The following is a 25,205-nucleotide window of genomic DNA, read 5'->3' as shown; positions in this document are numbered from 1 at the left end:
CATATCGAATTGATAAGGATGACCTATGAACCACGCACAGCAAGCGATAAATCAACTCATAGAACAAACTGAAAAAAGTGTTATCGGCCAGAGCCACGTAGTTAGAGCTTTGGTGATTGGCTTACTCACCAACGGGCATGTTCTGTTGGAAGGTTTACCTGGAACCGCAAAAACACGTTCAGTGAAGTCTCTCTCGAATTTGCTGAACGCGAGCTTTGGTCGTATCCAATTCACTCCCGACCTCCTGCCTTCTGATGTGACTGGTACAGAGGTCTATCAAGAGGTGGAAGGTAAACCTCAATTACATTTTCAAGCTGGTCCTATCTTTAACAGCATTGTTTTGGCTGACGAAGTGAATCGTGCGCCCGCGAAAGTGCAAGCGGCACTTCTCGAAGCCATGGCAGAGGGAACGATCACTGTCGGTGGTCAAACCCATGTATTGCCTGAACTTTTCATGGTGCTGGCAACCCAAAACCCAGTTGAGCAAGAGGGTACATACCCGTTACCTGAAGCGCAAATGGACCGTTTCATTATGAAAGTCACGGTTGATTACCCTGAAGATGCCGCTGAGCGTGACATAATTCGATTGGTGAGAAGTGAAGAGCTAGGGAGTGAAACTAGCACGGAGCTAGTTACACCTCAAAATATTGAACCAGGTCTAGTGATAGAGGCACGCCGTCAATTACCTGATATCGCTGTCTCCGAACTCGTCGAAGATTATATTGTTGCTCTCGTTATGGCGACGCGAAAACCTGAACGTTACAGCGAGTCGAATCTACCAAAATGGTTAGAAATCGGTGCGAGCCCACGGGCTTCTATTGCTCTTGATAAATGCGCAAGAGCCTATGCATGGCTTCAAGGGCGTGACCACGTCACAATTGATGATGTGCGCGCGATGGTTCCAACCGTATTGGGGCATCGTTTCTCTCTCTCTTACGATGCGTTGGCAGATGGTGTCGACCACCAAAGAGTAATCGAAGAGTTGCTTGACGCAGTAGAGATTGGTTAAGCGGGAGGCGTTATGGCTAAGCCAACTCAAGCGCCACAGTCACAAGGGTTAGATCCTCGGCTGTACTGCGATTATTCAAAGCTCGTTCGGTTACAGGCTCAAGCCGAGTCGTTTACCTTATTGCCACACTTGAAGGCCGGCAGTGTGCTGTCTGGTCGTCATAACTCCTTGTTTCGTGGGCGCGGTCTTAATTTTGAAGAGCTAAGGCACTACCAATTAGGCGACGACATTCGAAATCTGGATTGGAAAGTGACAATGCGTACCGGTAAGCCACATGTTCGTAGTTATACCGAAGAGAAAGACCGTAATGTGATGATCTGCGTAGATCAACGCAGTTCGATGTTTTTTGCTTCTCAATCCGTGATGAAGTCAGTGGTTGCAGCGGAACTTGCAGCAATCTGTGGTTGGCGAGTGCTCAAAGATGGCGACCGCGTTGGTTATCTTATCGCATCACATCAAGCTCTATTTCACAGTAAGGCGCAAAGGTCTCAAAATGACTTACTTTCCCAATTAAAACTTCTGGCCAAGGCTAACCAGCGTTTAGATGTGGCTTCTCAAGATAGTAATGATGTGACGTTCAGTCGTTGGATTGAGCGCATTAAACGTATGGGGCTTAAGCAATCTACTCTTGTTTTCATTAGTGATTGGCGGGATTGTGAAGAGCATCATCTCGATCGTTTGAAACAGCTGCAACAGCATAATGACGTTCTGGCAATAATGATCAGTGATCCTCTAGAACAAGCTCTTCCCCATACACTTGCAGATGCAAAATGGGTGGTGGGTGATGGTCGATACCAGCTTAACCTCGACAGCCAAAGTAAAGTGGCGGCGGCTAGCGAAAGCTTGGCGCAAAAAGCAGCGTTTCAGAAACAGTCATTAGCCAAATTAATGGCGATTAAGCATCTGCCATATATCGAAGTTGATACCTCGGGGCAACACGTGTCCCAATTCCAAAAGCTGGTGGGAGGTCGCTAATGTCAGTCGAACACACACCACCAAGTAGCTACATATTACGCGATATTCAAGAGGTCGCGATACCCGAGAGCGTCAGCTGGCTACCTCAAACTATAGGATGGAAGGTTCTGGGTGTTGCGCTCATCATCGCGTTTGCATACGCTGCTTATCGTTACGTTTGTTATCGTTGGCAAAACCGCTACCGTCAAGAAGCGTTAGACGTACTCGGACAGTTAGATCCTTCAGATAAAGGCTCGGCTAAGCGTGTTTTTGAAGTCCTGAAATCAGTCCTTCGTTACCTGAATGCCCGCAGTGCGAGTATTCATGGTGAAGGTGTATTAGTCATGCTTGATGACTATCTCCCTCATAATTCATCGACTATGTTCCAAGACAACGCGTCTAAAATCTGGATAGACAGCTTAATTAACCCAAGCGTCAATCTGACATTTGAACAACGTGTTGAGGTCATTGAGAAAGCGATGACCTGGGTGACAGCGCATCAATACCAGGGTTCAGAGAAACCTCAGGAGGCGCCACGTGCTTGATCTAATTTCACCTAGCTTTGAATTTGAGCATCCACTTTGGTTAGTGATACTTCCGCTACCGTTTCTTGTCTACTTTGCTGTTCCCGCCTATCGAACAAAGCAGGTGGCGATTAAAGTTCCTTTCTTTCGAGACTTGATTGAAGCCATTGGTGAGACTCCGTCTGAAGGAGCGAGTCAATTAACAGCTAGCTGGTGGCAGCGAACTACACTAGTTGTTAGCTGGATATTGGTCGTTTGCGCTTTGGCAAAACCAACTATTCTCGGAGAACCGCAAACTCGCGAACAGTTTGGTCGTGATGTGATGGTAGTTGTCGATTTGTCTGGCTCTATGGCTGAAGCCGATTTCACCTCGAAAGCAGGGGAGACAATCTCGCGTCTTGATGCAACCAAAGAGGTGCTAGCTGACTTTGCGAAAACGCGTGAGGGCGATCGTTTGGGGTTGATCTTATTTGGTGATGCCGCGTTCGTTCAAACGCCCTTTACTGCAGACCAAGGTGTGTGGCTAGAACTGCTTAACCAGACGGATGTTGCTATGGCGGGGCAGAGTACCCATTTGGGCGATGCGATCGGTCTAGCGATTAAAGTTTTCGAGCAGAGCCATAACCAACGCAATGCTCTGAATGCCCAAGAGCCTGATAAAGAGCGAGAAAAAGTAGCGATAGTGCTGACAGATGGCAATGACACGGGCAGCTTCGTAGAGCCCATTGATGCCGCTAAGGTGGCTAAAGCTAAAGGCGTACGTATCTATGTTATCGCAATGGGCGATCCGCAAACCGTCGGCGAAGTAGCACTGGATATGGAGACTATTCGTCGTATCGCCGAAGAGTCAGGAGGAAGTGCGTTTGAAGCGTTGAATCGAGATGAACTTCAAGGAGCTTACGCTAAAATAGGTGAGCTAGAACCTCAGATCTATGAGAGCACCAGCTATCGTCCCAAAAAGACCATTCATCATCACCTAATGGCAATCGTTGTTGTTATGTATTTGGTTGCTTTCAGCTCTGCGACAATACGTCGCCGAAAACTCTTGAGAAGTACCAAAACACCTTTGGCCTCAGAGCAAAAGCAAGGAGAACAGAATGTTTGATTCTCTCGTTTTGCAACAAGTGTTTACTCAATTTCATTTTATTCGCCCATTGTGGCTACTCGCTTTCATTCCAATGTTCTTCTTACTTTGGTTGCGTTGGCGTGAAGAGACAAAACCTAGCTGGAAAGATGTGTTGCCTGAGCATCTACGCAACGCTCTCACCATCGGAGAGCGAGGTTGGCGCAAACAGTTGCCTTTGAAGCTACTAGTGGTGATCGTCACCATCGCGATATTGATTTGTGCAGGCCCAACGTGGCAAAGAGAAGCTTCACCTTTTGGTGAAGACAAAGCCTCTATGTTGGTTGTGCTTGATAACAGCGAAACTATGCTTCTCAAAGATCTGCCTCCTAGTCGCTTGGAGCGCTCAAAGCAGAAGATTCGCGATTTATTAGCTGCACGTAATGGCGGTAACACAGGGTTAGTTGTTTACTCAGGCAGTGCACATGTTGCGATGCCAGTGACGCAAGACAGCAAAGTATTCGAGCCCTTCTTAGCCGCGATTACGCCTGAGATTATGCCAGCAGCAGGAAAAGTTGCTGAAACAGCTTTGCCGCTCATTGACCAACAACTGAACCGAGAACCGGGCTCGACTGTGCTGTTGGTGACCGATGGTGTTAATCCAGCAACCATTAAAGCCTACGAAACGTTTTTTAACGATACGCCTTATCAACTGTTGATTTTGGCGGCAGGAAGTCGCGACATTGTGAGTGATAACCCAGTGGACTTTAGCGTGTTGAATGATCTTGCAAGTGCGACGGGCGGGCGAGTTATCGAAATCACTGTCGACGATGCTGACATTCAAGCGCTCAATCGTGCTGTTGAACGCAACATGCAGCTCAATGGTGAATCAGCAATGCCGTGGAAAGACATGGGGTATGGGTTACTGTTTCCAATCGCACTCATCATGTTGTTATGGTTCCGCAAGGGTTGGCTAGTGCAATGGTGTGTAGCCGTTGTGTTGGTTACAGGATCTTTGTACTCCAACCCGACGGTGGCAGAGCCTGTCAAGTTAACGGCGGAAAAGCCAGTGCAAATTGAAAAAATCACAACGTGGGATAAAGCCTCTCAGTGGTGGTGGGATTTATGGTTGACGCCCGACCAGCAAGGGCAACGTCTACTTAACCAGCAAGAGTACCTTGAGGCGGCGAAGCACTTCCAAGACCCGTTACACAAAGGTGTCGCATACTACTACGCCAGTGAATTCAAGCTTGCCCATAGTGCATTCTTACAAACCAAGACAGATTTAGGTGTTTATTACTCAGCGACAGCGCTGGCACGTCAAAGAGAATATTTGGCTGCTCGTGATTTATTGAAGGATCTGTTGGAGAAGCCAGACCTAGATAGTGAACTTGCCGTAAAGGTTGAACACAATCTTGCGGTATTCAACAGGATAGTTGAAGAGGTGAATCGCATGAGTGAGAGCCAAGCAGGCACGACAGAAGGGCCAGAAGAGTCGTTCGAACTTGATGAAGATAAACCAAGGACCGGTGACGGTGCAGAAGAAGAAACCGTTGCAGAACTGATGCTAAAAGAGACACTGAACGCCAATGAGATACTTGGTAGTCCAGAACTGGCTGACAAATGGTTGAAAAGAGTCGAGGCGGATCCGAAGTTTTTCCTAAAAGCTAAGTTTCAGCTCCAGTTAAAACAACCACAAACCGACGTAGAGCAGGAGAGTGACAATGAGTAAACCTCTACTTCAAAGAATGAACCATGTCTTGTGCTGTTGTCGCAACTTGTTGGCTGTTACCGCTGTTTTTATCGTTAGCACACTATCTCATTCGGTTATGGCTGATGATCTCAATGACCTGTACAAGGAAGGAAAAGTTGAACTCATTGCATGGGTAGGAGAACAACCATCTACATCAACGAAAAGTGAACTCAAGAAGGACTTACCAGTCTTCAGTGTCAATGAACAGGTTGTATTGACGATTGAAGTCGCTACGCCGCGTTGGTTCACAGGTGGTACTCGTATTGGTAACGTAGAGGTAGCGGATGTTATTGCAAAGCAAAGGAACACACTCGCCACTAACTATACGGCACGTAAAAATGGTGAAACGTGGTCAAGGCAGCGTTGGGAAATCACTTTGTACCCGCAAAAGAGCGGAGATTATGTGATACCGCGTCTACCGGTTCGTGTACAAGTGTCCGGTGACGATGGCGAGAAAGTGAGTGGAACGCTCTATACCCAACCGATCAAATTCAAAACACAGTTGCCTTCGGGTTTACTCACCGATGACACTCCTTGGTTTAGTGCGACCAGTGTTGATGTTGAACAGCAGTGGCAACAGTCTAATGAGAATTTAAAGGTTGGTGATGCGATCACGAGAACCGTTACTATCAAGGCAAAAGACAGCCTATCGGTACTGCTACCTAACTTGTTGAAAAATGAATCAACGACTCAATACCAGGCGTACCCTCAACCGCATAAATTAGATGATACGCAAGAGCGTGGGGATTACCGTTCAGAGCGAATTGAAGAGTCGGTATATGTTATCCAACAAGGTGGAGATTTTACGTTACCTGAGTTGACCTTCCAGTGGTGGAATACTAAAGACAAACAGCTAGAAACGGTTGTGATGGAATCCGCTTCATTTAGTGCTAAACACACCCTGAAGTCATTTGTTAAAGCGTACTCAACAGCCATGATCGTCGCTGCTTTGTTTCTCGCAATTCTAGTTATGATTGTGCTAACGGCGAGACGTTACTACCAAACACATCCAACACCAAGATGGTTAGCATTCCGTCGGGTTGTAAAAGCGGGCAACTGGCCGAAGATTCGCGGGTTTGTTTATCGAGAGCTCAGAGATAATTCGTCACTGCTGGAGCTTAATAAGTGCGCTGATACTGAAGATTGGTCAGACGTAAATTCTGCATTTCAAAAAGGCAGCCAAGAGACTCACATTTTGCAGCGAGTTTGGAAGGTGGTGATTGAAACCAACAACCACAATGGCCCTAACGCCAGCCATAATCCGCAGCCTTGGTGGAGAAAACATTTCCCTAAAGCGCTACCAGATCTGGACCGAAAATCACGATAGCGTCTTTTAAGGTATTACGCCAAATAAGTAGACGCAACCGCGTCTACTCTGTGACTTCCGGCAGAACGTTCCCCACAGACCCACTTGGTTGAGTAATGCCAAGTTTGTTTGATAATGTCGGGGCAATGTCATATGGAGTAATACTACGCGAGACTTTTTTACCTTCCACATCGTAACCGGCAAAGATTACGGGTACATGAGTATCGTAACGCCAAGGTGAGCCGTGTGTAGACGCGATTTGTAACCCCTCCATATCGTTAATGTAGCTGCGAGGCGCAAATACAATGTAAACATCACCAGAGCGTGCGGGGTGGTAGTTGTTTTTAATCAGATTCATGACGTGGGTATTTGGTACGCGGTTCTCCGCGATATCCGTGCTCGAGACGGCATAAGCTACCCCTTCAATTTTCGATACCTCATCAGCGATCACTGCTTGCACAGCGGATAAATCCACTTTTTTCTCTTTTATTAGATCGTGATTGAGATACACGTATGGCTGAGCATAGAGACGAATTGCATCTTTACCTAACCCAAACTCGTCTTTCAGCCGTTTTTCTACCCCTGCAGATAGCAGCGTGTCTTTATTAAAGTACTGTGCTTGGGTAAAACCGAGAGCGTTCACAGCTGGTGAAGATTCCGGAACTCCATGATCTGCCGAGAGTACGATAAGGGTGTTCTCTAATCCTACAAAATTATCGATGTTCTTAAGGAATTTTGCGAGTGTCTTGTCTAATCGAATCAGGTTGTCTTCAGCTTCTAGGCTTTCTGGACCGTAAAGGTGGATAACATAATCGTTCGAAGAAAAACTCACTGACAGATAATCTGTCACACTCCCTTGTCCAAGTTTCTCTTGCATAAGAAGGGTGCTGGCAAAGTCCTCTGTGATCTCATCACCGGCGGGGCTGACGGTAAGCATAGTGCTGTAATACTTGTAACTAGCAGGTCCATAAGGGTGAGGGAAAGTACGTTGGAAGCCAGCCAATTCAACTTTATGATCTGGGTTATGCTCTTCTAAAGTGTAGGCATCTCTTGGGAGCGACAATTCCCATTTTTGCTTTGAGTATCGACTAGGGATTGCCTTTTCATTCCAACGCTCAACCCAAGCGGGATACTCATCATAATAATAGTTACTGGTAACAAACTCAGATTGTGCTTTGGAAAACCAAAATGCTTTACCGCTATGGCCTGCAAGAGAAATGGCACCGCGGTCTTTAACGGACACGGCAAATATCTTAGATTGACCACTATTTGAGACAGTGAGTTCGTCACTAAAGGTCGTGGAAAGGATCGGCTCTGGTGAGCGTCCGTCACCACCTGCGGCTTTTTGCGTTGGGTCGATTTCAGTCTCTTTGTCTACACCAGCACCAGAAGTCAGCATGTTGTAATTTGCGTCTTCAACGTTGTAGACCAATCGTTCTTGGCTTCGATCGTACCAAACGTTACCGACCATGCCATGCACACTGGGCGGAGCACCTGTTGCCAACGAGACGTGACCCACAATGGTCTCGGTATTACCATGTTGATAGTGGGCATTAGTGAAGTAGATACCGTCTTCCATTAAGTAGCGAAAGCCACCGTCACCAAAGTTGTGCTGATATCTTTCTAGAAGATCTGCACGAAGCCCGTCGACGGTTATTTGGAGCACCAGGTTAGGTCTATTTTCTAAAGCAAACGTAGGTGAAGAGCAGACAAGCGCGAGAGCGAGCCCAGACAGTTTCGTGTATTGCATGGCATCCCCTTGGATGGTTATTTTGACCGACTTTTTAAAGGTAGTAGCAAATTCAATATAGTTGCAAGCTGTGAGAATTCACTGGCTCTTTACTGCTCATCACCATCTTAGAAAACAAAGTTAAGCATGATGGTGTAAAGCAATGCATCCTCGTCAGTGGGGGCATCAATAAAGGATCCGGAACCTCTCCGTACTTCAAAGTACTGAACTTCGCCATTGAGTGACACGTTAGGTAGCACATCGTAATCGACACCTAGGGTATAGCTATTTCCCACTAGGTGTTCATGGTCATTAAATTGCGCACCGTAAACCGTGTAAGGGGTGAACAAACCTAAGTGATAACCAAAGCTGGTATAGAAAGATGATGAAAAGTCATTGGTTTGGGCTTCTGCTGCAACGACCGCGCTGCCCACCTCATATTCAGCGCCCAACGAAAACAATTGGATGTGTTGATTGTCATCCGTAGGTTGGGTGCCAATACCTGCAATTGTTAACTGTTGGTCGTAGTTAGAATCTAAATATGCAGCGTTCCAGCGGTAGTTATCACCACTAATGACCATGTTGATACCAAGCATCCTATTGGTCGTAAATTTAATATCGGTTGTACTGTCAAACTCAACATCGTTTTCATCATTGATTCCAAAAAATGGGGTTAACTGAAGGGTGGCTTCATCGCTTAGATCGTAGTTCCAAGAGACCTTGGCACCGTTAAACGCCGTTATTCCAAGAATGCTGTTGTAAACTTCTGTAGGTGGTCTCGCTGTCATATAGGCTTGACCGACGTAGTAGTATTCAGATGCAAGGAATAGCGGAAGACGAAGGCGACCAACACTGAATTCAAGATTATTGTATTCATAGCCGATGTAAGCCCACTCCAATGCTGGCTCACTCCAATCGTCCTGCGGTCGTTTCACGACTTGAACCGACGCTCTCAATGCACTGAGATAGTAATCAAGTTGAAGACCGAATGTAGTATCACAGTCGTAGCAGTTTTGATCTTTAAAACCACGATTGATCATTAAAAGCGTGTCATTGTCCGACTTTGCCCATGATGTAGAGCCAAAGCCACTCAAAGTAAGACTGTCTGTGAGTTCGATAACCGCAAAAGCAGGAGAAGCGAGAGCGCAACCTAATACTGACGTTACTATTTTTTTCATCGTTATTTCTCCGCGCGAATTACATAGAGCACATTGGCATCTTGAGGAATGGAATCTAATGGTGCATAACCGATACGGTTGGGCTTTTCGTTCAGCCAGCTGATTAGATTCTCCGGGTTTGGAGCATTGATTTCTTTGGGATGTCTGGCTTTACCAGAGAACGAAAGACTTGCCCAATGTGCATTCATCTGTGCGGTATTTTTACCTAACAGTAGTTGATAGAAATCTTGCCTTTCATTGGTGTTAGCCGGCCAATCAGAAAGCTCGACTCGTTTACCGTTTAAGCGTTTAGTTTTGCCTCTATAGAGCTTTCTTGCTTTGTTAATCGTTATCTCTTGAAACTCGGAGTCGAGAGAAAAGATAGCGTACTCACCGACGGCATGAGCTGGGCTTATCAATAATAAGCAAGCAAACAACCCAAGAATCACAGGTTTAACTGCTCGGAGGTGCAATTGAAACAGTGTATTTCTCCAGTTCATAGGGTTCTCCTAGCTCGTCGCACGTTCAATTTGATGGAACAATTTATCTTTTCGAACGGGTTTGGCTATATAACCATCCATACCTGAGTCGTAACACTTTTGGATATCGTCGTCGATGACGCTTGCCGTTAGAGCAATGATTGGCGTTTTATTAAGACCGAAATTTTGCTCATGTTCTCGGATCTCACGAGTTGCGGTGAAACCATCTTTCACTGGCATCATGCAATCCATCAAAATAACGTCGTAATTGTTGTCCTCGCGATACATGTCGACCGCAATCTGACCATTGTCTGCGATATCAAAAGTGTACCCTCCTTTTTTAAGCATCACCGACGCTACCTTCTGGTTAACGCGATTATCTTCCACTAAAAGGATTTTCTCTGACTTGGCGACAATGTTTTCTGTTTGTTCTGTTGATGTTGATGTTAACGTTGATTTTGGAGCCGCTGGTTTCTGAGTTTCAGTTTGTTTTGACTCTTGTATACGGGGATCTTTGGCGCTCATGATTGGGGTCACCGTTGCGCTATTGGTTGTCTCAGGTTTCGATTGCTGAGTAAGTGTGACAGGGGCACTCTCTTCAATTGCAGAGATGACTTTCTCTTTTAACATTTCAAATTTAAATGGCTTCGGAATGTAATCGTCCATACCGACGTCGAAACATCGTTGAATATCATCATCTATAACACTGGCTGTCAGTGCGATGATCGGTATATGACGTGGAGACTTAATCTCTTGTTCAATCCTGCGTATATTGGTGGTCGCCTCAAATCCATCCATAACCGGCATCATACAGTCCATCAAAATAGCGGCGTAGTTGGGGTTCGCTGTGTACATGTCAACGGCTTCTTGACCATTGTTGGCAAACTCGAAGGTATAACCGCTTTTGCCAACGTGTAAGCCAGCAATTTTTTGGTTTATTTTGTTGTCTTCAACGATCAATATCACTTGAGAAGCACACTGTTTCAAAGTTTGACTCTCGGAGCGTTCGGCTTGCCCTTGGTTGTCGCAATGCTCCAGTGCTTTGATTAACCTTAAACCAAGCAGAGGTTGTGATACTTGAGCTGTGATACTAGAACCTAAGTCGACGGGGTCACTTAGAAATGAACGGACAAGACAGATCTTCACACCTTGTGCGCTAGCGGCGTCTAAGGTCGATTTATGTTCACTGGCTTGAAGCTGCTCACCTTCAGCGAAGATGAGGGTTGTTGGTTTGGTTTTATCCACAGACTCTAACAGGTCTGGGATCTCGTGAGCTTCGCTAGATGATTTAGATAGGGTGAGTGAATAGAATTCTAAATCTTGCTTGATACGCTGTGTTAGACATGGGTTGCTACTGACTAAAACGATGTTCGAAGTAGCTGTGCTTGCTTTAGATTCTTCCACATCGACTGGGAGAACAAGGTCAAAGTAGAAGCAGCTTCCTTCTCCCTTTACAGAGCTGAGCTGGATTTTCCCCCCCATCAACTCAACGAGCTGAGTGCTGATAGCCAGGCCAAGCCCTGTGCCACCAAACTGACGAGTGGTTGAGTCATCTTCTTGTGCAAACGGTTCAAATATCTGCTTTTGTTGTTTCTCATCGATTCCGATACCGGTATCGCTTACAGAGAATCGTACTTTAATCGTGTGACTCTGTTCAGGTGCGGCAGTGTTTGGGTTGACTGGGATCGTGTTTTGATTAACAGAGTTATTATTTTCGTTACCAGAGTTAGTGTCGTCTAAGGTGTCAATGGACAGGGTTACAGCCCCTTCAGTGGTAAATTTCACTGCGTTGGACATAAAGTTCATTAGCACTTGTCGTAAGCGGTGGTCGTCGATCATAACGCGACTTGGTGTATTTGGACTGATGCTAACGTTGAGATCTATTTTTTTTGCTTTGGCTTTTGGCGCAACAATTGAGGCAATATCATATATTGACTCGCGGATAGAGGCTGAATGAGGACTTATAAGCAGCATACCCGATTCAATCTTCGAGAAATCTAGAATGTCATTGATAAGACTTAACAGTAGGTGAGACGAGGTATCAATAGTATCGACATAGTCTCGCTGTGTGGGTGTGAGTTCGGTATCGGATAAGATCTCCGAAATACCAATAACGCCATTAAGTGGTGTTCGGATTTCATGAGACATGTTGGCCAAGAAGCTGCTTTTTGCTTTGCTCGCTTGAATGGCATCGTCTTTTGCTTTCTCAGCATCTTCTTTTGCTAATGTTAGGCGTGCTTTGGCTTGCTCTCGCTCAATGGTTAATCGTTCGACTTGCTGTGCGAAAAGGCTCAACTCATCTTTACCTTTAACTAAATCGGATAAAGATGGACGCTGATGCCCATCTTCACTTTTCAAGAATTTTAAGATCAATTTCAGGTTATTCGTGACTTGGCGCGCTAGGCTGATGGTGAGTCCGATCACTATTGCTGCGAGCAGAGTAACCAGTCCAATAAACAAGGTTCTTTGCATCTCTGCATTACTGATTGCCAGCTCTACTTCGCTCTGAAACTCTTGTTTAATGATGTTTGATAGGTCTTGAAGAAGGTTCAACCTTGCACTCATCGCTATTAAACCGGTATTGATCTCTTCAGAGGACAGCTGATTGATGGATTGCGCGTTGAATAGGGCGCTTCTGATTTCTTGGCTCTGTATGAACACTTCATTGCGAAACACGTCGACCATCTGTGCCACTTGGTTCTCATTTGCGTTGAGGGTAATAAAACGCTCTAAGAAAAGTAGCTGCCTTTCGCCTAAAGTTTTTATCTGCTCTGCTAATTCTGGATCGTACTCTTGCTGGTTTTGAAAAATGTCGAGCAGTGAGGTGCTTAACTTAAACTCTTCGTTAGACCAAAATGAGAGCCACTCCAGTTGTTGGAGTGCGCTTAAGTGTTGTTGAATTTCGCGTTTAGTGACTGCAAAAGGTACGCGTTCGATGGATAATAAAAGTTGCTTATAGAGGTCACTTTGCCACTCGATCGCATCGAGTTTATCGAAGCTATCGGTGGACTCCATCGTCAATAGTGTTGCTTCGCTGAAGTCAGAAAGCAGCTGGTTGACTTCATTTGATTGCTCGCGAAATATGACCGGAGAAAGGGCTTTAAGCTCCTCTTTTACTTGAGCACTTTGAGCAACAAAACTGGTTGGATCCGGGGCAAGTGTGCTCCTATAAAGTATTGATATGTCTTGTAAATAGACAGCGAGTTTGTTGGCTCGCTCAAAGTCATGTAATTGTTCGGTTAAGAATAGTGCTTGTCTACCTGCAAGGAACAACAGCAAGGAGATAGGAAGTAGTACTAAGCCGAAGAGTTTATGTTTAACTGACAAATTATTCCATATTGTTTTTGTAGACATATAGGTTCCATCCAACTACACGCATATACAAACAGTAGGTTAAACTGACCAAATTGGAAACTTTATTTGACGAATTTTGAATGAAGTGTGGAACAGGTAACTATTTGAAGGAGGTATCAATTTAGGATTGGATTACGGCCTTTGGACTTGTACCAGAGCGCGACTAAAATAAGGGAGTTAGTGTTGATGTTTAAAGAGGAATTTATGCCGCCATTCGTGTACTTGCCCGCCGGTACACTGCGAAACTTTAGACTGCTATCTAGCACTTCTTGGTAAAGCAGATCACTAAACTCGTCATCAAACAAGACGCTGAAACCAAAACCTACTTTATTACTAAGAACTTGTGGGTTTTCAATAATTTTTCCTGATGGACTGACGCTTGTCCACGCCTTTCCGTAATAGTAGATATTATTGTAGGCAAACCAGGGGTTTTTGTTCATTGCGTCTTCTGCGTACGCACTGATGACGCCAGTCTCTTTCCATTTTTTCTTATGTAGCTCATAGAAGGGGACTAACTGACTCCAACTAGGGTCGCGTTGATACTCAATACTTGCGAGAACATAGGGGTCACTCGTTAAGAAAGGGACGTTGCGGGAGTCAATCTGAATATTGATACCTTGAATCTCGATAGTTTTCAAATAGCCATCTAGATCGGGGAAGGGCAAGTCATAGCCATACATTTTGAAACCTTCTGCAGCATATTGGAGATAGCCATTTCTTCCTTCTTGACGGTAATACTCTCGGTTCTGATGGAGTTTAGTGCCAAATAGAGTGCCGTTGTGCACTGCTTTGCTAAGATCCCAACGAGTGAGGACTTTTTCTACGCTTGGCGAGAGTTCTGGGTGTCGCTGCTCCAAAACCTTCAACCAAATGAGAAGCCTACCTATGTCTAACGCCGACCAACCATTGCCGTTGCTCTCGGTATCACTTAATCGGCCCGAAGGGAGCCCTGTTTTGGTGCTGTATTCTCGGTTTGGTAGAGTGTCCTTGTAGAGTGGAAAAGTACTTAGGGTCGACAGTGTTTTCTCAAGTTCGTAACGCACTTGCTCTGTTTCCTTCATGCCCAAGGCCTCTAGTGCGAGCATCGCGGCAATACCACTCGCTATGTCCCACATTGTTGTATGATTATACCCCTGAACAGAATTCCATAGCCCGGTCTCTTTATGGAAGTTACGTTGAATGTAATATTCGGCTTTTTTTGCTAGTAACAGCTCATTACGGCTTAGAGGTATTAGAGCTGCCTCTTCGACAATGCTCAATTGAGCACTACTGCTATTCACTTCTTCTTCGTGGGAGTCTGTCGAATGGTTTTCTTCTGGTTCTGTCATGATCGGTGGAGCAATCACTCTGCGATAGTACTGAGTTTTGGGCGCAGATCCGGATTCAACACTTTGTCCCGCCTCAACAGTGCTCACTCCCCGTTGCCCATAAAAGCTAACCTCTTCATCGCCATAGCTAGCGAAAGAGGTAAAAAGGGCCACGAGACACAAAAAAAGCGTCTTATATTGGGTATGTAGCTTGGAAAATTGTGCCAATGCAATCTGACTCATAATGTTTGTCTAACATAATGATAATACAACTTATTGTTTATCTGGGTGTAAATTCTCAAAAATGTGAGAATAGAAGTTGGTGATAATTTACACAATTATCTTGTTGTAGAAGGGGATTAACTGTTAAACTTGAGTTATAACAACGGACAGAACTGGCTAGATGGATTTTGATTTAGTTAGGAAAAAGATTGTTATGTTCAAATTTTACGATTTCCTTCGCGAAATAGGCATTGTTGTCCCAGAGCAGCAAGCTTCTCACAGTAACCTTTCAGCCGATTATCATTACTCTAGTTCTCCTTATAAAATAGAAGAGTCAGCAAAAAAGAGAATTGCGAATTACCTATCTTCAAATGTACTTAAGCGATTGAATTGTGGGGATGTATCAAACTCAAACGGTGTCATTGCTTTTTCATTTGGTGATAGCGACGACGTTAACCAACTTCTTGCACAAGAGGTAGAGCGATTCCATCAAGAAAACCCACTCGCTGTTTGTTATGTACAACAAGAGGTGGCAGTTCATTTGAAGGCTACGCCTCATGTGAGTATTCAAAACAGCGCTTACCAAACTACAACGGATGTTGCTAAAGCAGCCTTGAATGATATTGGTCTTGCGAAGATCACGGTGATAGCGCAGTCTTGGCATGCCCAACGTTGTGTCGAAACCTGTGAGTCACTGGGTTTTGAGGTGGTCGCGCTAAGGGTGAACGATGGTTTTCCGGCTCAAGACCCGCAGCCTTGGGTGAGGAATCCGATCAACTGGATCATCAAAGAGAGCCATCGAGAAGTCGCGACCGGTTATGAAATCAGTGAGCAATTTAATCTGGTATAGCAACGCGATATTGAGTTCTAAATCTTAGGTTACCTCTAACCTCATGAAATTGTGAAAGTTGTGCGCTAGTGCAAGTTATCGAGTAATTACAAAGAGATAATCAAAAATTAATTCATCCATCTTCTGAAACAAGTCAATTGTTGTCTATACTCACTTTATAATAATATGCAACCGAGTGAGTTGGCTTAATATGGATGATTTAAAACTGAGCCCTTTTCATAGTGTGAAAAGAGAGGCTTGGGCTGCCGTTGGCTTTAGTATGGGCATTAATCTTCTGGTGTTGGCAGTACCAGTCTACAGTTTACAACTGTTCGATAGAGTAATGAGCAGTGCAAGTATCGCAACCTTGTTTGCTCTGCTCGGCATAACGCTGTTTTTGGTCACTTCCCAATCTGCACTTGAATATATCCGAACCTTGCTAATGCAACGGTCTGCGCTCAAGCTAGACACGCAGCTCAGTGGACAGTTGTTGGATCTAAGTATCTCTACTTCTTCTCAAACCAACAGTATTGATAAGCAACCGCTTCATGATTTGAGTACGCTGCGTAATTTTTTAGCATCGCCATCCACGTCTTCAATTCTTGATCTCCCTTTTACTCCACTGTTTTTGTTATTGCTGTTTTTCCTTCATCCGTATATTGGCATAGTTGCTGTGACTGGGGCGGTGGTTTTTTCTCTGCTCACTGTGGTGATGATGTTAGGTGGGCGCAAGGTGAGTGGGGTCGCTCAAGAAGAGACGGGTAAAGTTGCAATGGAACTCAATGACTTTTTACGTAACGCGCCAACTCTTAAGGCGATGGGTATGAGTCAGAACATTGGTAAAGTGTGGGAAGAGAAGAATCACAAAGTTCTCAGCCTACAGTGGTTGGTTAACGCACGAGTTGGCTTACTGCTGGCTGTAAGTCGTTATTTCAGAACCTTACTACAAGTTGTGGTGTTAACACTCGGTGTTTATTTGGCGTTGCAACAGCAAATAGGGTTAGGTGCTGTTATCGCTAGTTCCATACTAATTGGTCGTGTGTTGAGTCCATTTGAAAGTGCCGTCAGTGGGTGGAAATCTTGGTACAGCGCATATCAATCATGGAGCCGTCTCAAAAAATGCGCTTCATTAACCAATCCATCGGTTAAAACTCTGCTTCCTCAACCACGAGGCGAGATTCAATTTAACAATGTCTCGCTAAAGTTTCCGGGTGCAAAATCACCAACCTTACAGGGTATCAACTTTAAGTTGGGGGCGGGACATGCACTCGCGGTTATGGGTAATTCTGGCTCTGGTAAATCATCGTTGGCGAGCCTGTTGATGGGCATACATAAACCAAGCGTTGGTGAGATCAAGATTGATGGTGCAACCGTTGAAAAGTGGGACCAAAACCAATTTGGTCAATACATTGGTTATCTTCCTCAGCATGTCGGGTTGCTTGCAGGAACCGTAAAGCAGAACATCTCTCGATTCTCTGAATGCAATGATGAAGAAGTCGTCTCTGCAGCGAAGCTCGCTTGTATACATGAGTTGATCATGGCGTTGCCTGATGGGTATGACACCTATATCGGTGAGGGTGGGATTTTGCTTTCTGGCGGTCAGAAACAACGTATCGGCCTTGCGCGTGCGATCTATTCGAATCCTAAAGTGCTGGTTCTTGATGAACCTAATTCCAATCTCGACCCTGAAGGTGAAACGGCGCTGGCGATTGTTCTTCAACACTGCAAAGAGAACCGCATAACGGTAGTCATGATCTCCCATCGCCCTGGCTTTTTACGTCAAATGGATTGGGTAATCAGCCTCAAAGAAGGACGCGTTGAGAAAGCAGGAACGTGTGAACAGTTCTTGGGGCTGAGAGATGGTGACACCATCAACACCAACAATATCGACCAAGTTAAAGAGCAACGTAGAGGGTAGGGGCCGTTATGGAACGTGAATTTAGTACACGCAAATTGATCACTCTTGGCTCTGCGATTTTATTGGTGACGGTCGGAGGCTTTCTGTTTTGGTCTATGACCATGCCTTTGAGCTCGGCTTCTGTCGCGCACGGGAACTTGGTTGTTGAAAGTAAGCGAAAGCAGATCCAGCATTTACAAGGTGGCTGGGTGAAAGAGGTGCTAGTGCAAGATGGTCAGCAGGTGGAGGTTGGTCAAGTTCTGCTAGAACTCTCTGATGCCAAGTCCGAATCCGATTATAAACGTTACCTTTACCGCAATTTCTCGCTGGTGGCGCAAAAGGCACGCCTTGAGGCACTTCTCAATGAGTCGGAAGAGCTGAAATGGCCTGATGGTTTAATTAATGAAGGGCAAGATTCGTTGATTGTTATGCCTATTGTGAACAGTGAGCGAGTGCAGTTCGAACAAGGGTTGTTGAGAAAGCAGTTGATTGACTCTTTGTACAACCAAAAGTCGACTCTTTATAAGGAAAAGATTCAGGGTAATCAGTTTCAGAAAAAAGCAGTGGCTTCACAGCGTGATTTGATTAAACAAGAGATCGATATGACCAAGGGCTTAGTTGCTAAAGGTTACGTATCTAAAACTCGTATGTTAGAGCTTCGTCGTCATCTCGCGCAAATAGAAGGGGAGTTAGCTGAGATTAATGTCACTATCGATGTCACAAAGCGAGAACTCGAAACACTAGAACAAAGTTACAAAAGTCAGCTGTTAGATTTAAAACGCGATTATGCCCAACAACTTAAATCGGTTAATGACGAGGTACGAGACGTCAAACAGGTAATGAATACCTTGGAAGATGTGCGTTCACGTATCCAGATTCGCAGTGAATTTAAAGGACGTGTTGTCGGTTTGAACATCTCAAGTGTTGGTGGCGTGGTGCGCCCGGGACAAGTGCTAATGGAGATCGTGCCAGACAGCGATGAGTTGATTGTTGAAGCTATTGTACCGCCTAGAGACATAGATATTGTCCGCTCGGGCCAAGATGCAAGAATACGCCTCACCGCATACAGTGCAAGGCAAGTACCGCCAGTATTGGGCGAGGTGATTCATGTGTCTGCCGACCGAGTGGTCAAAGGTGGCGATGCGGATGAAAAAGACCAAGGTTATCTGGTTAAAATCCGGTTTGATCGGGAAGATCTTCAATCCTTGCAAGCTGAAAACCGAATTGAGCTCTATCCTGGAATGCTCACCGAGGTCTTGATCTTGGTTGAGGAGCGCACGCTTTGGGATTACCTAATAGGCCCACTCACCAGTGGTATGGCAAAAGCGATGAGGGAGGCGTAATGCACGAATCAATGGTGTTTTGGCTGGGCTTCTATTTATGCTTTTTTATATTGAGCACGTACGTTGGATTCAAAAAGAACAACTTAGTAGCTGGTGTGCTTTTAGGCTATGTATTAGGCCCAATTGGTTTGATTCTGTTATTGATGAGCAGTGATCGAAAGCAGGGAACATGCCCGCACTGTTCTCAGCGGATTGATCGTCAATCCTATATCTGTCCTAAGTGTGAGCAAAAGTGTTACAAACAGGTGATTTAAGGAGGCTACTGTGAGTAAAGGAACTATTGTGTTGATGACTGCCGTAGCCATAACGTCGACCGCTGCAGCAGGCTACTTTGGCTATAAAAATGCCAATGTTGAATCGCGAATCGATACTTTGATAGCAGAAAAAGTATCGGAAAAAGAGGCGGATATTGAGGCTCTGAATGAGGTGATTGCGGAGCTCACGGATCAAATAGCTTCAATGACCTACCTTAAACAGATGGATGATGATACGCATGAAAAACAAGTGGCAGCAGCAGATTTAAAATTGGTGGAAATGTCGCAAGAAATAGATGAACTCACCGAGAAGCTAGCAGCTTCCAATATCGCATTAGCTAAGGCCAATAAAACAGCTCGTACTTACCGTTCTCGATATCTCTCAGAGAAAGATTCAGTCAAAAGGGCCAAACTTGCAATGAATGAGCAATTAGCCAAAGAGAAGGTCGCACTTGAGCAACAGAGTCAAAAAGCGCTAGAGGCTCAACGAACAGAGTTAGAGGGTGAGTATTCAACGCAGGCTCAACGGGCAGAAACAGAGAAACGTGTCGATGAAATCATGACTAAATTCTCAAATCTGCGTGTGGACTTAGATCTGGTTAATAAGTGTGATCCTGAGTATTTAGAGCGTTATGGAGAAGCGAAAAGTATGCTCAACCATATGCGTACTTACATTCAACAAAATGAACTTAACTCAGATTACTACTTTTTTGTGATTTCAAATGATGCACAGATAACCCGCAAAACCCGAGAATTGTGTATCGAGGGGTAATCGAAATCAGTTCCGTAAGATATCTAGGAACAATATAGCTTTTGAAATGGACTCACATGAGTCCATTTTTTTCGTGGGAGTCGAAAAGGATTGGTGGTGGATTCAAACCCTATGCTAGCAACTGAGGTGACTTGATAGCTAGGTTTAACTGCGTGGGTTAGCTATTTAATGTAATCAGTTATTTGACAGGGGATTGGTTAAGTAACGGATCGGGAGCCAACGGGCTAGGGAAGTAAATTAATGGTTTTGGCTTAGTAATCTTAGAATAGAAAGCGGCTCATAATGAGCCGCTTGTTGGTGAGTTAGCTTAATGAAGAGTGTTATACGTCTTCTGAATCTGGGAAGTGGATGTCTCCGCTATTCAAGTCACTCCAGATAACCACCTCTTGTCCTGCTTCACTCTCAAAGCGATAGCCGTATAGCGAACCTGTGTCGATGTTACTTTCACGATAGATGTCTTGAAGAGTATCACTCATTTCTAGGTGGCTCTCAGTAAGTTGCCAACCCCAACCGGAAACATCGATACTGCTTGCACCAGTACATACAAATTGCCCCGCAGTTTCACCAGCAGTGTTATTGGCTGCAATCTTATCCAGAGCCAAGGCAAGTTCTGTGTCACTTGAGCTGATCTTTACACCCTCAATCTCTTGGAATGTATTGTTCGTCATATCGATCATTTGACTTGGATTGTCGCCGCCTACAACCAGTACATCGAAGTCTGAACCACCGCTAAAGTGAACGACTCCCGCTTGACCAGACTCAAGTTCACTTGAGTCAAAGATAAGTTGGTCGTTACCCGCACCACCATAGAGTTGGTCGATACCTTCACCACCATCTAGAATGTCGTTTCCGACTTGTCCGAATAGAGTGTCATTACCAGAGTCACCAGACAGTTTATCGTCGCCTTCGCCGCCATCTAGGGTATCTGAGTCATTATTGCCACTTAGGGTATCGTTGCCTTCGCCACCCGACACATAGTCGTCACCAGAGCCGCCAGACAGTTTGTCGTCACCGCTTGCACCATATAACATATCGTTGCCTCCATTACCTGATAATGTGTCGTCGCCGTCTTCACCAAATAGCGTATCGGCGGAGCCACCACCACCTAGGTTATCGTCTCCAGAACCGCCCCACAGCGTGTCTTCGCCTGAATCACCTCTTAGGGTATCGTTGCCTGTACCACCTACGAGAGTATCATCGCCAGAACCGCCAGATAGGTAATCGTTACCTGCGCCGCCATCTAAAGTATCTTGGTCATTTTGACCGTACATGATGTCATTGCCGTCGCCACCTTCGAGTGTATCGTCTCCATCACCTGAGTAAAGTTTGTCGTCATCGGCACCACCAAATAGACGATCGTTGCCCGCGCCAGAGGATAGGGTGTCTGCACCAATACCACCGTAAAGGCTGTCTGAACCGCTACCAGTGGTGATTGAATCGTTACCTTCATCACCAGAAACAGTATTGTTACCTGAGTTTACTCTGATGGTATCGTTACCTTCACCACCTGTGATGGTATTGGTTTCGCCGCTTGCGGTGATATTGTCATTACCTTCACCGCCGCTAATATTGTTAGTGCCGCCACTGGCGGTAATCGTGTCGTTGCCTTCGCCACCAGCAATTGTGTTGGCGCTGCCTGCCACTGTGATTGTGTCGTTACCATCGTCACCGGAAATGTCATTTACTCCACCGCCGGTAGAGCTGATAACATCAGCACCTGCACCGCCAGTAACCGTGTTACTCGCACCAGTCAGTTGGATATTGTCATCACCATCACCACCATCGACAATGTTGTTGTCTGAAGTATCTTCAATATAGTCGTTACCGTCACCACCTAACAGGGTATCGGCACCCGAACCACCGAGTAAGGTATCGTCGCCTTCGTCGCCTGATAGGGTATTGCTGCCGCCTTCTGCAATGAGTTTATCATCGCCTAAACCACCAGATAGGGTATCGTCGCCTGCACCTGAGTAGAGTTGGTCATCTCCAGCATCACCTGACAAGTTATCATTGCCAGCGCCACCGAAAATAAGGTCGTTGTCATCGCCACCAGATATGGTATCGTGACCTTCGCCTGCATCAATTAAGTCTTCACCCTCATTGCCGGACAGATTGTCATTGCCCGCTGCACCAGAAAGAATGTCATCACCCAAACCACCGGTTGCTGTGTCAGCTCCTGCACCACCATAAAGTGTGTCGTCACCCTCACCGAGTGTGATTTTGTTTGCGCCATCTTCGCCGTACACGGTGTCATCACCGGTTCCTGCATCAATGGAGTCGTTACCGCTACCGGCATAAAGAATATCGTCTCCGCCAGCGCCTGTAATCGTATCGCTATCGGCGCCACCGTATAGGGTGTCCGCTTGTTCACTACCGATAAGCGTATCATCACCTTCGCCACCGAAAATGTTGTGGCTACCTGTCGCTGCAGCAATGAGTGTGTCGTTACCTTGTTCACCGAGTAGCGTGTCTTGGCCGTCATCGCGAATTATGTCGTCACCTTCGCCGCCGGCAAGAAGGTCATAACCGTCTCCACCAATAAGTTCATCGTTACCTGCACCACCAAATAGTGCGTCGTCACCGTCTCCACCTTTAAGTAGGTCGTCACCACTACCTGCGTCAATGTGGTCGTTCCCTGCGCCAGCGTCGATAGTATCCGAACCGTCACCTGCGTATATTTGGTCAGCACCTTCACCAGTATCGATATTGTCTGAGTTGATACCACCGTAGACAGTATCGTCACCTAAGCCTGTTGCAATGGTATTTGACCCAGACTCACCATATACGGTGTCATTACCTTCTCCAGTTGTAATGTTATCGGTACCTGAACCAGCATAAACGGTGTCATGACCAGCGCCAGACGAGATGGTATCGTTACCTGAACCACCAGAGAGCAGGTCATCTTGGTCTGCACTGACTAGCACATCATCACCGCTTTCACCGTAGATTTCACTACGACCAGTACCACCGTCGAGCTGGTCGTTACCCGTACCACCAACTAGAATGTCGTCGCCTTCTTCACCTTTGATGATATCGTCGCCGTCATCACCAATTAGGGTATCGCTACCTGTACCACCGTGAATCACATCATCGTTAGCGCCACCTAGCACTGTGTCATTACCGGCGCCTGCGTAGATTGCATCGCTACCTTGGTTACCTTCAATGAAATCGTCACCTTCACCAGCTTGAATTGAGTCATCACCGCTACCACCGTAAAGACGGTCGTTCTCAGTAGAGCCAGTGAGTGTATCTTCACCGCCACCACCATAGAGTTCGCTGGCATTCAAACCTGCAGTAATGGTGTCATTGCCTTCTTCACCAAAGAGTTGGTTGTTGCCGGATACACCTTGGATAACATCGTCGTCTCCACCTGCATAAACTTGGTCGTTACCCGCGCCCGCGACGATGGTATCTTGTCCTGCACCAGTGAACGCTTTGTCGTGGCCTTCGCCAAGGTCGATATTATCTGCGCCACTGCCTGAGTATACAGAGTCGTGATCAGCGCCCGAATCGACCGTGTTGTCACCGTCGCCCGCGAAAATGGTGTCATGACCTTCGCCAGTATCAATGGTATCGTCACCGAAATCTGTGTAGACAGTATCGTCGCCAGCACCAGACGTAATTTGGTTGTGCCCCGTTTCACCAAATACCGTGTCAGCGCCTTCCCCGGTATCAATGATGTCATCCCCAGAGCCGGCATAAACTTGGTCGTCACCAAGACCAGTTGTGATGGTATCAACACCTTCGTTACCATGGATAATGTCGTCACCTTCGCCACCATCAATCACGTCGTCGCCTTCACCACCGAAGAGTTGGTCGTTACCAGCGCCACCCGTTAATGTGTCATCACCGATATCACCATAGAGCGTGTCGTGTCCCGCTCCGCCACTCATGGTGTCATCACCGTATTCACCCACTAAGGTATCGTGACCCTCACCGCCTGTGATGGTGTCGTCGCCATCGCCACCTAGTAGAAGGTCGTTACCTGCGTCGCCCGAGATTTGGTCAGCACCTGCACCACCAAGTACGAAGTCGTCACCTTCGCCGCCAGCGATGACATCGTCTCCTTCTTCACCATGAATTTCATCGTTGCCTTGGTTTCCTTCAAGAACATCGTCGCCTTTACCACCGAAGAGCTTGTCGTTACCTTCGCCACCATAAAGCGCATCTTGCCCGTCATTACCGATCAGAGTATCGTGCCCGTCACCGCCATGAATCGTATCGTCACCTAACTCACCCATCAGCAGGTCGTCACCGGCACCACCGTGAATAGTGTCGTCACCGTCAGAGCCGAGTAGGGTATCGTTACCTGTCCCACCATCTAGGTAGTCGTCTCCATTACCGCCAACTAAAACGTCGTCACCTTCTTCGCCATATAAAGTATCATCATTGATGTCACCATCGAGGAAGTCATTCCCTTCGCCACCATAGATGGTGTCATTACCTTGTTGGCCTTTCAAAATGTCATCGCCACTGCCGCCGTCAATGGTATCGTCGTAGATGTTACGAACGGCCACGTTCATGTCGTCGATGGTAGAGATAGGTTCGCTGCTTTCGTTCAAGAAGCTAAAGGTGACTTCGCCGTTGTCACCAATAGAGGACTCAGGGATATCAATATCGACAGCAATATTCCCGTTAGCGTCTACCGTTGCAATTTGAGAAGCGATAATGGTGCCATTTTCATCGGTGAGCTGAACCGTCACAGTGCTGTTAGCGGCGAGACCGCCAACTGTGGTAGAGGTGTTTACTGCCTGATTGACTGCAAAGTTATCTAATCTTACGGTATGAGAAGCTTGTTGCTCGTTGGTTTCAGCAACAAACTCATAAGCGGTATACGATTCACCCCACGAGTCGTCGCCACTCGCTGGCGTGTCATCGTTCTCTTCGAGGGCATATTCAACATCGCCTAAAACAGTATCATTACCGCTGCCCGTTGAGATGTTGTCGCTACCTTCTCCTGCAGTGACAAAGTCATCACCTGCAAGCGTGCTTATCTCATCATTACCAGAGCGGCTGTTTACCGCGTCATCTTGCTCTGTACCAACAATAAGATCGTCGTGTTTTGTTCCTTCCATGAGCCTTCTCCTAGCCGTATAAGATGATGTGTTTGGACGTTACGGTTCAAATAATCTGGTCTTGCATTTAGCGCGTTTATTTGAATCTCATATTGCTAATTGCATTTATGGTGCCAGTTGCATAATTTGAGTTGTAACTTAAGATTAGACGGCTTGAAGATCTTTGCCACAAAGATTC

General features: G+C 46.0%; 16 protein-coding genes. 10 read left to right on the top strand and 6 right to left on the bottom strand.

Annotation, left to right across the window (positions count from 1 at the left end; translation table 11 throughout):
- Nucleotides 1-25 precede the first annotated feature (25 nt).
- Genes AC6I7V_RS14835 through AC6I7V_RS14810 form a run of 6 tightly spaced genes read left to right on the top strand, consistent with a single transcriptional unit; the run spans nucleotide 26 to nucleotide 6,630 of the window.
- Nucleotides 26-1,009: an AAA family ATPase gene (locus AC6I7V_RS14835; RefSeq protein WP_498012108.1), complete on the top strand. Its 984-nt coding sequence runs from the start codon at nucleotides 26-28 to the stop codon at nucleotides 1,007-1,009.
- 12 nt (nucleotides 1,010-1,021) lie between these two features.
- A complete protein-coding gene (locus AC6I7V_RS14830; protein WP_255232676.1) occupies nucleotides 1,022-1,984 on the top strand; it encodes a DUF58 domain-containing protein in 963 nt (320 codons plus the stop codon).
- Complete coding sequence (locus AC6I7V_RS14825; RefSeq protein ID WP_498012107.1) at nucleotides 1,984-2,508, top strand: DUF4381 domain-containing protein; 525 nt, start codon at nucleotides 1,984-1,986, stop codon at nucleotides 2,506-2,508. Before AC6I7V_RS14830 ends, AC6I7V_RS14825 begins: the two co-directional genes overlap by 1 nt.
- On the top strand, nucleotides 2,501-3,592 hold the full coding sequence (locus AC6I7V_RS14820) for a vWA domain-containing protein (protein ID WP_498012106.1): 1,092 nt from the start codon (nucleotides 2,501-2,503) through the stop codon (nucleotides 3,590-3,592). The genes AC6I7V_RS14825 and AC6I7V_RS14820 overlap by 8 nt, the downstream gene beginning before the upstream one ends.
- A complete protein-coding gene (locus AC6I7V_RS14815; protein ID WP_498012105.1) occupies nucleotides 3,585-5,282 on the top strand; it encodes a vWA domain-containing protein in 1,698 nt (565 codons plus the stop codon). Before AC6I7V_RS14820 ends, AC6I7V_RS14815 begins: the two co-directional genes overlap by 8 nt.
- A complete protein-coding gene (locus AC6I7V_RS14810) occupies nucleotides 5,275-6,630 on the top strand; it encodes a BatD family protein (protein ID WP_498012104.1) in 1,356 nt (451 codons plus the stop codon). The genes AC6I7V_RS14815 and AC6I7V_RS14810 overlap by 8 nt, the downstream gene beginning before the upstream one ends.
- A gap of 43 nt (nucleotides 6,631-6,673) precedes the next feature.
- Here AC6I7V_RS14810 and AC6I7V_RS14805 read toward each other — a convergent pair whose 3' ends face one another.
- The 5 genes from AC6I7V_RS14805 to AC6I7V_RS14785 form a co-directional block, all read right to left on the bottom strand.
- Nucleotides 6,674-8,359 carry an alkaline phosphatase family protein gene (locus tag AC6I7V_RS14805; RefSeq protein WP_498012103.1) on the bottom strand — a complete coding sequence of 562 codons (1,686 nt, stop codon included), beginning with the start codon at nucleotides 8,357-8,359 and terminating at the stop codon, nucleotides 6,674-6,676.
- A 107-nt stretch (nucleotides 8,360-8,466) separates the two neighbouring features.
- Nucleotides 8,467-9,516, bottom strand: a complete 1,050-nt coding sequence (locus tag AC6I7V_RS14800) for a porin (protein WP_498012102.1) — start codon at nucleotides 9,514-9,516, stop codon at nucleotides 8,467-8,469.
- A gap of 2 nt (nucleotides 9,517-9,518) precedes the next feature.
- Nucleotides 9,519-9,995, bottom strand: a complete 477-nt coding sequence (locus tag AC6I7V_RS14795) for a hypothetical protein (protein WP_261883773.1) — start codon at nucleotides 9,993-9,995, stop codon at nucleotides 9,519-9,521.
- A gap of 9 nt (nucleotides 9,996-10,004) precedes the next feature.
- On the bottom strand, nucleotides 10,005-13,328 hold the full coding sequence (locus AC6I7V_RS14790) for a response regulator (RefSeq protein ID WP_498012101.1): 3,324 nt from the start codon (nucleotides 13,326-13,328) through the stop codon (nucleotides 10,005-10,007).
- Nucleotides 13,329-13,444: 116 nt separating this feature from the next.
- Complete coding sequence (locus AC6I7V_RS14785) at nucleotides 13,445-14,743, bottom strand: DUF3131 domain-containing protein (protein ID WP_498012100.1); 1,299 nt, start codon at nucleotides 14,741-14,743, stop codon at nucleotides 13,445-13,447.
- 328 nt (nucleotides 14,744-15,071) lie between these two features.
- Here AC6I7V_RS14785 and AC6I7V_RS14780 point away from each other — a divergent pair, with 328 nt between their 5' ends.
- From AC6I7V_RS14780 to AC6I7V_RS14765, 4 genes are all read left to right on the top strand, one after another.
- Nucleotides 15,072-15,707 carry a hypothetical protein gene (locus tag AC6I7V_RS14780; RefSeq protein ID WP_255232685.1) on the top strand — a complete coding sequence of 212 codons (636 nt, stop codon included), beginning with the start codon at nucleotides 15,072-15,074 and terminating at the stop codon, nucleotides 15,705-15,707.
- A 190-nt stretch (nucleotides 15,708-15,897) separates the two neighbouring features.
- Nucleotides 15,898-17,604: a type I secretion system permease/ATPase gene (locus tag AC6I7V_RS14775; RefSeq protein WP_498012099.1), complete on the top strand. Its 1,707-nt coding sequence runs from the start codon at nucleotides 15,898-15,900 to the stop codon at nucleotides 17,602-17,604.
- Between the two features lie 8 nt (nucleotides 17,605-17,612).
- Nucleotides 17,613-18,926: an HlyD family type I secretion periplasmic adaptor subunit gene (locus AC6I7V_RS14770; RefSeq protein ID WP_498012098.1), complete on the top strand. Its 1,314-nt coding sequence runs from the start codon at nucleotides 17,613-17,615 to the stop codon at nucleotides 18,924-18,926.
- Between the two features lie 264 nt (nucleotides 18,927-19,190).
- Entirely contained in the window at nucleotides 19,191-19,952 is a 762-nt protein-coding gene (locus tag AC6I7V_RS14765; RefSeq protein ID WP_498012097.1) for a hypothetical protein, read from the top strand.
- Between the two features lie 320 nt (nucleotides 19,953-20,272).
- Here the strand turns inward: AC6I7V_RS14765 and AC6I7V_RS14760 are convergent, their stop codons facing one another.
- The gene (locus tag AC6I7V_RS14760; protein WP_498012096.1) at nucleotides 20,273-25,027 is read right to left on the bottom strand and encodes a beta strand repeat-containing protein; all 4,755 of its coding nucleotides are present in this window, start codon (nucleotides 25,025-25,027) and stop codon (nucleotides 20,273-20,275) included.
- Between the last annotated feature and the right edge of the window lie 178 nt (nucleotides 25,028-25,205).

The sequence above is a fragment of the Vibrio sp. KUL70 genome, from assembly GCF_059725515.1.
The sequence above is the reverse complement of the archived record's forward strand: the minus strand, read 5'-3'. Positions and strand labels throughout refer to the sequence as shown.